Source organism: Shewanella sp. POL2, assembly GCF_000282755.1.
GTDB lineage: Bacteria > Pseudomonadota > Gammaproteobacteria > Enterobacterales > Shewanellaceae > Shewanella > Shewanella xiamenensis.
Genome location: NZ_AKZL01000022.1, coordinates 21,944 through 36,368 on the forward strand (window position 1 = coordinate 21,944; position 14,425 = coordinate 36,368).

A 14,425-nucleotide genomic window follows, 5' to 3' on the forward strand; every position below is an offset into this window, starting at 1 on the left:
TAAAAGTTACCTAATAGTGAGATACAAAATGACCCAAGATATTTTACACCGCTACCTGTTCGATAATGCCGATGTGCGTGGTGAACTGGTGCAATTGCAAGACAGCTATCAGCAGGTAATAGGTTCACATGCCTATCCTCCTGTGCTGCAAACCCTGCTCGGCGAGTTGCTGGCGGCGACCTCTTTATTAACCGCCACCCTAAAATTTAGCGGTGATATTAGCGTGCAGTTGCAAGGGAATGGCCCAGTATCGCTGGCGGTGATCAATGGCAATAACCAGCAGCAATTACGCGGTATCGCCCGCTGGGATGGCGAGTTAGCCGACGATGCCAGCCTAGCCGACCTGTTTGGCCAAGGTTATATGGTTATCACCCTCACACCGGACGAAGGCGAACGCTATCAAGGTGTGGTCGCCCTTGATAAACCCACCTTAGCCGCCTGTGTCGAAGACTACTTTAACCAGTCAGAGCAATTACCCACAGCAATGTGGCTATTTGCCGACGGTAAACAAGCTGCTGGCATGTTCCTGCAAATATTACCAAGCCAAGAAGATCATAATGCCGACTTCGAGCATTTATGTCAGCTGACAGCGACCATCAAGGCGGAAGAGTTATTCACCCTAGAAGCGCAGGACGTATTACACCGCTTGTATCATCAAGAAGAAGTACGTCTGTTCGATCCTATCGAAGTCAGCTTTAAATGCACTTGTTCACGCGAGCGCAGCGCGGCGGCGATTAAAACCATCGATCAAGCCGAAGTCGAAGCCATTCTGGCGGAAGACGGTAAGGTCGAAATGGGTTGTGAATACTGCAATGCGAAATACGTGTTCGATGCTATTGATGTTGCAGCAATCTATGCCAATGGCACCACTTCAAATACCCAGCAGTAAGTTTTTACTTACTGTCAAAAGGGCACCTTGGGTGCCCTTTTTTGTACCACCTCGATGATCCAGCTCACACTTTAGCTACGGATAGGATACAATCGGCACACTTTGTCCCCTAGCACGCCTCGGGCGATAAATAAAAGCAAAATCGGCAGACGATCGATAAAAAATAACCTTACAAATACAAGTCAATGGAGACCTCACTATGGCGGATGGATTAAACCGCGTTCATTACAACCCCTCAACAGCACAACTGGTCGAATTTGCCCTGCTCCGCGGCGAAGGTGAATTAACCGCCAATGGTGCGCTGGTTGCCAAAACCGGTACACGCACAGGTCGCTCTCCTGGCGATCGTTTTATTGTTAAAGAACCTAGTTCAGCGGCTGATATCGAATGGGGACCCGTCAACCAAGCATTTGAACCCGGTGCTTTTGAAGGATTATGGGCGCGTGTAGAAGCATTCCTCGCCGATAAAGAGTTGTTTGTATCTGACCTCGAAGTCGGTGCAGACCCAGAACATTACCAGCCAGTGCGCGTGACGACTCAATACGCTTGGCACCAACTGTTCGCCCGCAACCTTTTTATCATCCCAGAAGAATTTAACCGTCAAGACAAGCCTGTATGGCAAATCATTAACGCACCAGACTTCGTCTGTGTTCCTGAGCGTGATGGTACCAATTCAGATGCAGCAGTGATCTTAAACTTTGCCGAGCGCAAAGTGTTGCTAGCGGGCCTGAAATACGCTGGCGAAATGAAGAAGTCGATGTTCTCCGTGCAAAACTTCCTGTTGCCAGCCCAAGGCGTATTGCCAATGCACTGCTCGGCAAACGTAGGTAAAGACGGCGACACCACCCTATTCTTCGGTCTGTCGGGTACAGGTAAAACCACGCTGTCTGCGGATCCAAAACGCTTCCTGATCGGTGACGATGAGCACGGCTGGGCACCGGGCGGCGTATTCAATATCGAAGGCGGCTGCTACGCCAAATGTATCGACCTAAGCCAAAAGAATGAGCCAGTGATTTGGGATGCGATTCGCTTCGGTACTGTGCTGGAAAACGTGGTAATGGACGAACACCGCGTGCCTAACTACAAAGACAGCAGCCTGACGGAAAACACCCGTGCGGCTTACCCGCTCGAGCATATCGCCCAGCGTAAAGAAGACAACCGTGGCGCCGAGCCTCACGCAGTGGTGTTTTTAACCTGCGACGTGTCTGGCGTGTTGCCACCAGTTTCTATCCTGAGCAAAGAGCAAGCGGCTTACCACTTCCTCTCTGGCTACACGGCGAAAGTCGGTTCGACTGAAATCGGCTCAACCTCTGCGATTCAGTCAACCTTCTCTACCTGCTTCGGCGCGCCGTTCTTCCCACGTCCTGCGGGCGTGTATGCTGAGCTGCTGATGAAGCGTATCGAATCATTCGGTAGCCAAGTATACCTAGTTAACACTGGCTGGACTGGCGGCCCACACGGTATTGGTAAACGTTTCGACATCCCAACCACCCGCGCCATTGTCGATGCGATTGTCAGCGGCGAGCTGAAAAACGTTGAAACCGTTCATTTAGATACCTTAAACCTCGCGGTGCCTGTAGCGGTTAGCGGTGTCGACAGCAATCTACTCAACCCAGTGAACACTTGGAGCGATAAAGCACTGTACGCCGAATACGCCCAAAAACTGGCCGAAGCCTTCACTAAGAACTTCGCGAAGTATCAAGTGTCAGACGCCATCCGTAACGCGGGCCCAAAGGCATAAGCGTAGCGAATTCATTTAGATAATGTAATCAAACACATTGTTGAGTAAAAAAGCGCGGGTTCAGTGATGAACCCGCGCTTTTTATTTGTCTGTTGATTTTGTAACTAAACCCCACCCGCACTAACGTCACTGCGTTAGATTTTTTATGTGTTTTGTTTCTTATCGATTAGTTAAACCAAGCTTAAATTAATGCTGCGTTTTTATAATCACCAATAACAATCATCACTTTTAGGAAGCGGCACCCAAATGGAAAATCATAAACCTGCCACAGGATTCCAGCGATTTCTCAATACCGTCGAAACCGTAGGGAATAAACTCCCCGACCCCGCAGTATTATTTGCACTATTTCTAGGCTTGGTCTGGCTGATCTCTTGGGGGTTATCGGGCGTCAGTTTTGATGAAATCGACCCCCGAACGGGCAACCCAATTCAAGTCGTCAATATGCTCGAAGGCAGTGCATTAACCGCCTTTACCTCAACACTCGTATCAACCTTTGTGACTTTTCCACCGCTCGGTGTCGTGCTGGTTGCTATGCTGGGGCTTGGCGTGGCTGAGCATACTGGCTTTATTAATGCGGGGCTGCGCTCAATTTTATCAGTGACCCCCAAGATGTTACTCACTCCGGTACTTATCGCAGTGGGTATACTGAGCCATGTCGCGGTTGATGCGGGTTATGTTCTGGTTATCCCACTCGGCGCGGTGATCTTCTATGCTGCGGGTCGTCATCCCCTAGCCGGTATTGCCGCTGCTTTTGCTGGGGTATCCGGTGGTTTTTCTGCAACCGTGGGCGTGCCATCGAGTCTTGATCCTATGTTAGCCGGCTTAACTCAGGCGGCGGCAAGATTATCGGCCGACCCAGCTGCCGCCACATTAACAATTAACCCACTGAATAATATATTCTTTACGTCGGCATCTGCCGTGTTAATTATCTTAATTGGCTGGTTCTTAACGGATAAAGTGATTGAGCCGCGCCTAAAAAACACTGCGGTGAATGGCGATCCTAGCACGCTGCCAACGCTTGATGAGCTGGCGCCCCATGAGCGCCGCGGTCTCAAATTCGCTATGGGCGCCATGTTGTTATGTGTCTTAGGGCTGGTGTTTACCGCCTATGGTGACAACTCTGCTTGGCGTGGTACCGATGGCGCGCTAACCAGTGCCTCGGCCCCCTTAATGCGCTCCATTGTGGCAATTATTTTTGTGTTCTTCCTCGTGCCAGGCATAGTCTATGGCTATGTTGCGGGCACGGCGAATAACCACAGAGCCATTATTCAAGGCATGAGTAAGTCCATGAGCGGCATGGGTTATTACATCGTTATGGCCTTTTTCTGCGCCCAGTTTATTTATGCCTTTGGTCAATCCAATTTAGGCGCATTAATGGCGATTAAAGGCGCGTTGGCGTTGAAAGAATTGGCCCTTCCGATGGGTGTGACTTTGGTGGGAATTGTGTTTCTCACCGCGTTCGTCAATCTATTAGTCGGCTCGGCCTCAGCCAAATGGGCGTTGATTGGTGCCATCATGGTGCCCATGTTAATGGAACTGGGCGTATCGCCCGATCTGACTCAAGCCGCTTACCGCGTGGGCGACTCTTCAACCAATATCATTACCCCGCTGATGCCTTACTTTCCGCTGATAGTGGTGTTTTGCAAAAAATACGTTAAGGAGTCAGGTATTGGCACCCTAGTGGCGCTGATGCTGCCGTTTTCAATCAGTTTTCTCCTGCTTTGGAGCGGTTTCTTATTGGCATATTGGGCATTAGGTCTGCCATTAGGTATCGGTAGCTCATTCACTTTCCCAGCAATGCCTTAGGGCGAAAAGAGTATCGAGTGCTAGCAACATTGAATTTATAATAAACAGGGCACTCGATACCTCAATAACCACTAAACACTGCACCGCTTACTACCTCGCTTTAAACGCCGATGCCGACGTAAAACGTCGGCATTTCATCTGATTAAAAACATCTAAATACAAATACTTAAATATCGATAAACGCATCTCGCTCATAGTAAAAGATAATAGCCTCAAGCAGTTCCTGTTCACTGGGCTGAGCTTTTTGCTGCTTAAGATTAGCAATGACATCCTCGATTTGATCCGTATTTAGCAGATAACCATAGTCACTGCGGCTTAAGCCATCCTCAAAGGCATCGATTTCGGCATCCGATAGATCCCTCATATTAGGGCGTGTTGAAGTTTCAGGGTTATTTTTGCAGCAATTTGGCTGGCTTTTATGCAAGGCAAAGTCCGTACAGTGTAGTTATTCTACATAAACGGACGATAACGCGGCAGAAACGCCAGCCAAATGCTGCCCGAAGGGTTCGCCTGGCAAGCCCTTGCTCTTTGTCACTCGTCATTTGAGTAGAATAACTACACTTCATTCCTCGTTTCGCGAGCACGTGCTTGCCAGAACGAACAAAATCTAATCTCGAAACGTCAACACGCCCTAACCACTATCGGGAACAACAATGTGGTCAGTTGAAGGGATTCACCTTGATCAAGATCTTGATAGACCAGCCAATAACTTAGTCCCGGTTGTTCGATGCACTTTCTTATCCAGCACTGTAACGACTCAGGTTTACCAAAGAATGAAGTGATATTCATAATGTCCTCGAAATGGTGTTGTCATAGGGAAAACCGAGTAAGTCAAAGAGTTGAATAGTCATGGAGGCTATTTGGCTATTCACCACTCTCAAGATTTATACAAGTAAAAGATGGGAATTATCGCGACTCAACCGGTGCCAAGAATACGAGAGGATATCTGCGCCCATCAAAGCCTAAATCACAATTCATCAATTCGATGGACAAAAAACAAGTCTTAATTAAATAAAAACCATTTTAATACGATAATTTTTAAATATTATTTATTTATATGTCATGTTATTTAGGTTTTGGTTATTTTCAAACCAAGGTTGATGATGTTTCACAAAACCCGTTACAGCAACTGTGATACCTTAGGCGCCCAAAAAACCTGTCGGGGCTTAGCTTTTTACGCTAAAAGCAAAGGCTGGCCTGTAAATAGATCACGAGTCTTAAGACACAAAATGCTACGGCAACCGGGGAGTTTCGCAAGAATGAAGAGCAAGAGTTTATTAGGCAACATTGGTGTACAAGTGGTTATCGCCATGATTATTGGCGCACTGGTGGGTTTTATGATGGGTGAAAGTGCGAGTATCTTCGCACCACTGGGTACCATTTTTATCCATTTAATCAAAATGCTAGTGATCCCATTGGTACTGGTGTCAATCATCAGTGGCGCCGCCAGCTTAGGTGATAGCCCCTCGGCGGGTAAGATTGGCGTGGGCACTTTTGGCTTCTTTATCGTCACCTCAGGCCTTGCTGTCGCTTTGGCATTAGTGATGGGTAAGGTGTTTACACCCGGCGCCGGTGTTGACTTTACCGCCCACAGTGGCAGTGGCTTGATGGAAGTGACCGCCGAACATGGCGCACTCCCCGGAGTGATCGACACCTTTATCGGCATGATCCCAACTAATGTGTTCGAATCGCTAAACGGCGGAAATATCCTTCAAATACTGGTGTTTAGTATTTTCTTTGGTATCGCACTGACTAAGGTCAAAGGTGATGGCGCTAAGCCCATCATGGCGGCGTTAAATACCGTCGTCGACGCCTTTGTGTGGATGATCAACTGCGTGATGGTGATTGCCCCTATCGGTGTGTTTGGTTTGATGGCCGATTCCGTCGGCACCTTTGGTTTTGATGCCTTAGAAGTCGTATTTAAGCTGTTTGCCGTGTTTGTGGCCGCGATTCTGCTCTATGGTTTTGTGTTCTTCCCCATAGTGGTGCAGCTGTTTTCTAAGGTCTCGGCACGCCAATTTATTTCTGCGATGAAAAAGCCGCAGGTGATGGCACTGTCGACGGCGTCATCAATGGCAACGCTGCCAGTAAATATGGAAACCTGCGAAGAAGATCTTAAGGTTTCTAAGGCCACCACTGCCTTTGTGCTGCCTTTAGGTGCCACCATCAATATGAGTGGTAACGCGATTTATTATGGTCTGGTCGCGATGTTTTTCGCGCAAATGTACAACATTGACCTCTCAATGACCGCCTATGCCGCGATTATCTTTACCTCCACCTTAGGCGCCATTGGTCAAGCGGGAGTGCCAGGTCCATCATTTTTAGTGGTCGCAGTGCTATTGGCTGCGGGTATTCCCATTGATGGTTTACCGCTGTTATTCGCCCTCGACCGAGTGTTTGACATGATCCGCACCGCGCTAAACATCACAGGTGACGCCGCCTGTGCCGTGATTATGGATAAGTACACTGCGGAGCAACCGACTCAAGAACCGAGTTAACACGCACGCGCATCCTAAGGCTTGAATAGGCTTGCTTATTCAAGCCTTTTTTATGACTGAGGCTTGTACAGGCCGCACGCTATCTTACTGATTTAATGTCAATTACCTAGCTTTAATGTGATCTTGGCGGTGCCTTGGACTAAGCTCAAACAGCGCCGCCTCGCAATTTGCATTTCTTTATCTGCCCAACCACACGGGCGAAGTGCGTTTCTGCGATAATGGCTTGGCTACCATCAGTCCAAAGGAGTGTTGCACTATGTCCGTCTTTGCCCCTGCAAGCCCTTTTGCCGACTTTATCTATCGCCATTTCCGCGCCATTCACGCCCTCAAACTCGGCCTCGCCCTGCTGATTGCCGTCACCATTAATGCCATTTGGTCGCCGCCGCATTTTATTTGGAGCATGGTGACGATTGTGATCATTATGATGAGTCTGCCACAGGTGGGCGGTGCGATTGAAAAGTCACAGCAACGGGCGGTAGGCACTTGTTTAGGCTCGGCTTATGGCGTGATGTTAGTGGCCACACTCGACAGTTATTGGCTGATTATGGGGCTGTTAATTTTAGGGGTGACGCTGATTTGTTTTATCTCGGCGGGACGCTACAGTTATGCCTATCTGGTGGCAGGATTCACCATTATTATCGTGGTGGGCGATGCGAACCACGACACCTCAGAGGCACTCTGGCGCACGGCCAATATTCTGCTGGGTTGTGTTATCGCGATTCTGGTGTCGTTGTTTATCTTCCCGATTAAAGCCAAACAGGACTGGCGTAGTCAGCTCGCCAATGCCATCGATAATATGGCCAAGGTGTTGACCCAACATTTACAGGCCCCCGCCAACCATGATTTAGATTTTCGCGCCGAACTCGAAGCGGCGATGAAGGCGGTATTAACTCAGAAGAAACTGTTTTTCTCCCTCGAGTGGGAAAGCCAAACCCTAAAAAAACATAAAGTGCTGCTGGCGGAATTAGTCAATAAACAGGTGCGGCTGATCACCCTGCTCGAATTATTACCTTTGAGTCGCTGGCAGGAGGCCGACAAAGAGGCTTACCACCAAATCAACAAAGTCGCCGCCGAGCTTACGGCTTATCTGCAACGCCTTAGCGAATTTGTTGCAGGTAAAACAGCCACATTGCCCACACTACCAAATGCATTAGAGCAAGAGTTGCAACACAGATTACAACTTAGCTTGGCAAGCTCGGCACCGAATTCGCCCCCTTTGGCAAATGAAGTCGCACAGGGATTTGCCCTCACGGGATACGGGTGGCTTATCTATCAACTTGCCATTGCCGTCGAAGCTCTCTACGCCGATATCGAGATTATCGAAGTCGCCTATCGCGGACAAACCGTGTTACATAAAACTACCAAGCGCGCATAGGCCGTCACCACGGGAATAGCAGCGAAAAATCACTCCGTCATACCAAGATAAACCCTTGGCAGCCCTTGCACTTGTAGGGGCTTAATGAAAAGATACCGCCCTAATAAAAATTCGATGTGTGGACTGTTTTCATGCGCTTGTTTTCCCCTTCCGTTATCGCCATTGCCTGCTTATCGGCGGGCTCATTATTCACAGCCCAGTTAGCCGTTGCCGCGAATACCGAAGTCGCACAACCCGAAGTGACTAATTCTGGAGCTGCCAACGCTGAAGTTGCCAGCACTGAGGCCGCTAAAACCGACGCGGTTGAAACAGATGCCAGCAGTAGCGCTTTGAGCGCGACAGAAACCGCCCCCGAAGTCGCAGCGACACCGACTCGCGCTAATACCTTTGTCAATGATGCCATTCTCCCGCCGAGTATTACTTGGCATGGTGGCAGCGAAGCTCTGTTACTCAGCGCCGATAACGAATGGGCGACGCCCTTCGAGCAAAGCAACGGCACCGAAAGCCCAAGCTATGACGACACCATCGCATGGCTCGACCGATTGGCGGCCGAAACCACTAAATTGCAAAAAGTCAGCCTAGGTCAGAGCCCTCAAGGCCGCGACATTTGGATGTATGTCGCCAGCAGTGAAGGCATTAACGAATCGGCACGGCTAAAGCAAAACACTAAGCCGACAATTCTGGTGCAAGCCGGTATCCATGCCGGTGAAATCGACGGTAAAGATGCAGGCATGATGCTACTGCGAGATATAGTCAAAGGCGACAAAAGCGAGCTACTCGAAAAAGCCAACCTGCTGTTTGTGCCTATGTTTAGCGTTGATGCCCATGAGCGCAGCGGCGAATTTAATCGCGTTAACCAACGTGGCCCGGTGAATATGGGCTGGCGCACCAATGCCAATAATCTCAACCTGAACCGTGACTATGCCAAGGCCGACACCTTAGAAATGCAGAATATGCTGCGGGCAATCAATGTGTGGCAACCGGATCTGTATATCGATGTGCATGTCACCGACGGCATCGATTACCAATACGATATAACCTTCGGTTACAACCTCGCCCAAGGCTTGAGTCCCGCCAGTTTCCGCTGGCTCGAAAATAGCTATCGCCCAGCGGTAGAAGCGGCCTTAACCGCCCAAGGCCATATTCCGGGTCCGCTGATCTTCGCCGTAGACAATACCGATATCACTAAGGGCATGTCATTGTGGAACCCAAGCCCACGCTTCTCTAATGGTTATGGTGATGCCCGCCATCTGCCGACTATTTTGATTGAGAACCACAGCTTAAAACCCTTTAAGCAGCGCGTACTTGGCACCTATGTAATGCTTGAGCAAACCCTTAAAACCGTGGGCGACCAAGCGACCAAGTTAAAGAGTGCGATTCAAGAGGATAAATACCGCGCCTCACCACTGATCACATTAACGTGGAAATCGGCACCACTGGCTAAAGGCTGGGATTTTAAAGGCATCGACTACACTCTTGAGAAAAGTCCGATTAGCGGCACCGAGGTAGTGCGTTGGACTGGCGAGCCTAAGCTGTACCCGAATTTACCAGTGATGGCCGAAACCGTGCCGGATATTAAAGTCACTCGCCCGAGCGCCTACTATATTCCCGCCCAGTGGACACAAGTGATTGACCGCTTGAATCTACACGGCATCCGGATGACACGTTTAAGCAAACCAACCGAACTTAAATTGCAGCAATATAGCCTGAGCAATCCGGTGTTTAATTCCAAGGCGTTCGAGGGACGACTCACAGTGAAGGCCGACTCGACACTGGCGAAACTGACCACCACCTTGCCCGCGGGCACAGTGAAAATCAGTACAGATCAACCCTTAGGCGATCTGGCGATTTTACTGCTTGAGCCACAATCACCGGACTCGTTACTGCAATGGGGCTTCTTTAACCCTATCTTTACCCGTACCGAATACATTGAGGACTACGCGGTAGAGCCGCTGGCCGCCAAGATGCTTAAGGAAGATCCAAAGCTACAGGCGGAATTTAACAAAGCGCTGGAAAACCCAGAGTTTGCCGCCGATCCCGAGGCACGCTTACGCTGGTTCTATGAACGCAGCCCTTACTACGATAATCAATATCTTAAGTATCCAGTCTACCGTAGCCGTTAATCCCGCAGTTAAAAACGGCAAGGATTAAGCAGGCTTACGCGCGCTAATGCTATATACCAAGGGCACCTGTTGCCCTTGGTGTTTTAGTACATAACGACCATCGGTTTGCGCCTCTAGCCCTTCGAAACAGTTATAGGGGCTAAACGCAAACTCGTGGAAGAACTCCAACACTAAGCCCGCCTGCAATAAGGCATTGATCACCTCAGACAAGCTATGCGACCAGCACATTAAGGTTTGCTGCTCATCACCGGCATTCTCGGTATAAGTCCCTTCCTGCTCAATGTCTGGCTCACCGCGATTAAAATAGCTATAGCCATCGAATAGCTGCTGCGCCGGATGAAACTCGGCCATATAAAACTGTCCGCCGGGCTTTAAACACGCCGCAATGGTCTGCGCCCAGAGTGTTAAGTCCGGCAACCAAACAATCGCGCCATAGGAGGTAAAAACAATATCTTGCGGCTCAACCTTGCCTACAACGCTGTAGACATCGCTACAAATAAACTCGGCAGACAACTGCGTCTGCTGCGCCAACTTACGCGCCTCAGCAATCGCCACTTCGGATAAATCAACCCCAATCACTTTTGCGCCCATTCGCGCCCACGACAGGGTATCTAAACCAAAATGACATTGCAGATGCAGTAGGCTTTTGTCCGTCACCGCAAGCTCATTTAATTCGATTTCCGTTAAGGATGTTTTGCCACTCAAAAAGCCTTCAACATCATAGAAATCAGAAGTTAAGTGCACTCGAGTGCGGGCATCCCAGGCGGTTTTATTGGTCGTTAAGTAATCCATGTGAATCCTTTCTAGTTGCGCTTTAAATCAAGCAGGAATGTTGGACACACGCTAACCGAATAAGTGAGTAATTTCACCACTCTTTGGGAAAATCACTCATTCAGCGGACATGTCCGCCTGCGCCCAAGCGGACACATTTAACTTATCCGCATGATTATTAATACATTTTAAAATTGGCATAGGATGTGCAATCTCTACTTACATAAAGTTAATCGCTATCAGTGTTGCACTCAGTCGGTCGTCGAGTGTCGATAACAAGGAAGAAGAAAATGTCACTACGCCCTTTTATATTCACCCTCGGATTTGTCGCCCTCTTTACGGTTGGCGTGTCACTCACTGGCTGCATTATCAATGTGAACGCCGCTGGCATGCCGGATTTAGACCACGAGCAACGTGAACTCAGCCTCGATGCTCAAGACTTACAGGAACTCGTTGCCGAAACAGGTGCGGGCAGCCTTGAAATCATCGGTGTCGAAGGCCTGACCCAAATTAAGTTAGTCGCTGATATCTATAGCAATGACGATAGCAAAGTCATTCTCACCCTTGAGAAAAAGGCCAACAAAGCCAAGCTTAAGGCCGACTTTGAATCCCATAGCAGCTTTAGCAATTACTCACCCTATATCGATTTGAAACTACAAGTGCCAGCAGGATTAGCGCTAGATATCGACGATGGCTCAGGTGCTATGTTTATCAACAAGATGACTGCGGATATTAAGGTGAAGGATGGCTCAGGCGAACTGGTTATCCATGGCGGCAATAATGTCAGTATCGACGATGGTTCTGGCGCGATTGAAGTCAGCCAAGTCAACGGCAACCTTGCAATTGTCGACGGCTCTGGTGGTATCCAAGTTAATGATATTAAAGGCAGCATCACCATTGATGACGGCTCTGGCGAAATTGAAGTCGCTAATGTGCAAAGCACAGTCACCATCAACGATGGCTCAGGCGATATCAATGTGGTGAACACTAAGGGGTTAACCATTCTCTCAGCAGGTTCAGGGGATGTGAACTTCGATAAAATCGATGGCCCAGTAAGCAAACTCTAAACCCGTTAAACCAACAGCGTTACCGCTCAACCAACTTCCCGGCGTAGAGACTGATGTTGTAACGGTTCCCAACCAAAATGTCAGTCTTCTACCCACCCTTTTTAGCGTTACCGTTCCATGGACAATCTTATGCACTTTATGCCACTAACCCCTTGTAGTGGCATCTTTTTTTGTGTCTGAGACTTTCCGGGATTGGGTGCTACCATTGATAACCGAGTAATGCCTGTCATGACTTTTTTAGTGTCGACTTATTCACTCAATATCGACGTTTTGTTTTGAAAAAGGCAAGTAGTTGCTTTTGTTTACCAGCTTCAGCCAACACATCTTGGCAGGCCTTGCTGGCACTGCCAATACCCATTACGTTTTGGTCGACTATTTCAACTGTAGAGGAAATATTTTGGGAGATATCTTCAGTCACACTTGATTGTTCGCTAGAAGCCGTTGCAACGACAGTATTGACATTGGAAATTGTATTGACCGACGTGGAAATACCATGGAAAGCGTTACGTACCTTTTCCGAAACCATTTGAGATTCATCTAACAAACTTGTATTTGCTTTCATGTAATGATCAGCTTTTCCTGCTTGAGACTGTAGCTTGGAAATGATCCCTTGAATATCAATAGTCGATTGTTGTGTTTTAGCGGCAAGTGAGCGTACTTCATCTGCCACGACAGCAAAACCGCGTCCAGCTTCTCCGGCCCGTGCTGCTTCAATTGCAGCATTTAATGCCAGTAAATTAGTTTGTTCGGAAATACTGGTAATAACGTCAATAACAGAGCCAATTTCTATCGAATAATCTTTTAGTTGATTCACTATGGCTCCTGAATCACGAATGGCCGCGCCGATTTTTTCAGAAATGACATCAGATTCACCGAGGGATTTATTACCCACTGTGACATTATCCATTGCCTCCCTTGCGCTGGTTTCAGCCTCAGTTGCATTTTTACTGACTTCTAGGGCTGTACTGGACATTTGATTGAGTGCGGTCGCGATCTGTTCTACCTGAACCAGCATTTGCTTAGAGTTATTTTCAACCTGATTCATAGTGGAGGCCAATACTTCCGCAGAAGTCGCTGTATTATCGGCAACGTTAATCAACTGCTCGGTCATTTCAGAAATTTTATCAGCAGTATCATTGCAGCCTTTTGCCAATAGACCTAATTCGTTATTACCAATATCGTTAATTCGATCTGTAAGATCACCATTTGCTAATTTAGAAATAAAGGCCTGAACTGTCTTAATCGAAGTTACAATAAATCTCGATATGATAATCGATGTAGCTAATACCAATAGCGAAACAATGACTAAGATAAATAGCATTATTTTTATCGATTCATCGTAAATCTCATCACCATAACTGCTCGCAGCTTGTGCTCCTTTGCTATTTAAATCAGATAATTGGAGTAATAAATCCGAGTATTCGTTATAAGCATTGAGAGATTCGGTTAACAGCAGTTGTTTGGCGTCTTCATTCTTGTTTGCTCTTGAGAGAGTGAGAAGCTTCTGCTGAATTCCTAGGTACTCCTTATATAAGCGATTAAAATCATTGAATATGACTTTTTCTTCATTCTCGCTGATCAGTTGTTGATAGGTGCTTATAGATTCGTCAATTTTCGCTTTTATTTTATCCAATTCGCGTTCAGTATCTCGCATTTGAGCATCGTCCAACGAGAGAATATGACGGGATTCTAACACCCTAAGATCTGCCGTTTGGCCATTCAGTCGTTCTATAACGCGCACGGATGGTAGCCAGTCGTTGGATATGACGGTGGATTGCTCATTAATGACTTGCATTTTACCTATCGCCAGCATGGCTAACCCAAGAATCGCAACCATGGGAATTGCAAAAGCTCCAAGTAAAAGATGATTTATCTTTAGATTACGCATGTAAACCCCGACAATGATGACTATGCTCAAATGTATTTATCTGACGCCTGATACAGGCTTATTCCCTCCATAAATATATAAGCCAGACATTCAACTTTCGCTATCCGAACGGATAATTAATCGTAGTTATTTGCTGCTTTCTAAAAGGCATAACCTTAGCTAATACATGATTTAAAGTAACAACGATAAATGTGGGGCAAAATTTAACAATGGGTGTCTCGATAAACTTCTTTGAAAGGGCTAAAGTTGGCAAAAATAACAAAACAA

General features: G+C 47.7%; 10 protein-coding genes. 7 read left to right on the forward strand and 3 right to left on the reverse strand.

What is annotated here, in order from left to right; translation table 11 throughout:
* Positions 1 to 28: 28 nt before the first annotated feature.
* The 3 genes from hslO to SHEWPOL2_RS07910 all read left to right on the forward strand — a co-directional run bounded on the left by hslO (position 29) and on the right by SHEWPOL2_RS07910 (position 4,436).
* Positions 29 to 889, forward strand: coding sequence for an Hsp33 family molecular chaperone HslO (gene hslO / locus SHEWPOL2_RS07900; protein ID WP_037416407.1), 861 nt, complete (start codon positions 29 to 31; stop codon positions 887 to 889).
* Positions 890 to 1,088: 199 nt separating this feature from the next.
* Positions 1,089 to 2,630 (forward strand): phosphoenolpyruvate carboxykinase, encoded by a 1,542-nt coding sequence (locus SHEWPOL2_RS07905; protein ID WP_037416403.1) that lies wholly within the window; start codon positions 1,089 to 1,091, stop codon positions 2,628 to 2,630.
* Positions 2,631 to 2,876: 246 nt separating this feature from the next.
* Positions 2,877 to 4,436, forward strand: a complete 1,560-nt coding sequence (locus SHEWPOL2_RS07910; RefSeq protein ID WP_037427537.1) for an AbgT family transporter — start codon at positions 2,877 to 2,879, stop codon at positions 4,434 to 4,436.
* 166 nt (positions 4,437 to 4,602) lie between these two features.
* Here the strand turns inward: SHEWPOL2_RS07910 and SHEWPOL2_RS07915 are convergent, their stop codons facing one another.
* Complete coding sequence (locus SHEWPOL2_RS07915) at positions 4,603 to 4,800, reverse strand: hypothetical protein (protein ID WP_239642749.1); 198 nt, start codon at positions 4,798 to 4,800, stop codon at positions 4,603 to 4,605.
* Between the two features lie 895 nt (positions 4,801 to 5,695).
* Here SHEWPOL2_RS07915 and SHEWPOL2_RS07925 point away from each other — a divergent pair.
* The 3 genes from SHEWPOL2_RS07925 to SHEWPOL2_RS07935 all read left to right on the forward strand — a co-directional run bounded on the left by SHEWPOL2_RS07925 (position 5,696) and on the right by SHEWPOL2_RS07935 (position 10,432).
* A complete protein-coding gene (locus tag SHEWPOL2_RS07925; protein WP_037427568.1) occupies positions 5,696 to 6,934 on the forward strand; it encodes a dicarboxylate/amino acid:cation symporter in 1,239 nt (412 codons plus the stop codon).
* Between the two features lie 256 nt (positions 6,935 to 7,190).
* Positions 7,191 to 8,309, forward strand: coding sequence for an FUSC family protein (locus SHEWPOL2_RS07930; protein WP_037427539.1), 1,119 nt, complete (start codon positions 7,191 to 7,193; stop codon positions 8,307 to 8,309).
* A 131-nt stretch (positions 8,310 to 8,440) separates the two neighbouring features.
* On the forward strand, positions 8,441 to 10,432 hold the full coding sequence (locus SHEWPOL2_RS07935; protein ID WP_037427540.1) for a M14 family metallopeptidase: 1,992 nt from the start codon (positions 8,441 to 8,443) through the stop codon (positions 10,430 to 10,432).
* Between the two features lie 24 nt (positions 10,433 to 10,456).
* On the opposite strand, the gene SHEWPOL2_RS07940 is transcribed toward SHEWPOL2_RS07935, so the two are convergent.
* Positions 10,457 to 11,224, reverse strand: coding sequence for a class I SAM-dependent methyltransferase (locus SHEWPOL2_RS07940; RefSeq protein WP_037427541.1), 768 nt, complete (start codon positions 11,222 to 11,224; stop codon positions 10,457 to 10,459).
* A 269-nt stretch (positions 11,225 to 11,493) separates the two neighbouring features.
* Here SHEWPOL2_RS07940 and SHEWPOL2_RS07945 point away from each other — a divergent pair, with 269 nt between their 5' ends.
* Entirely contained in the window at positions 11,494 to 12,270 is a 777-nt protein-coding gene (locus SHEWPOL2_RS07945; RefSeq protein WP_037427542.1) for a lipoprotein, read from the forward strand.
* Positions 12,271 to 12,526: 256 nt separating this feature from the next.
* Here the strand turns inward: SHEWPOL2_RS07945 and SHEWPOL2_RS07950 are convergent, their stop codons facing one another.
* Positions 12,527 to 14,158, reverse strand: a complete 1,632-nt coding sequence (locus SHEWPOL2_RS07950; protein WP_037416375.1) for a methyl-accepting chemotaxis protein — start codon at positions 14,156 to 14,158, stop codon at positions 12,527 to 12,529.
* Between the last annotated feature and the right edge of the window lie 267 nt (positions 14,159 to 14,425).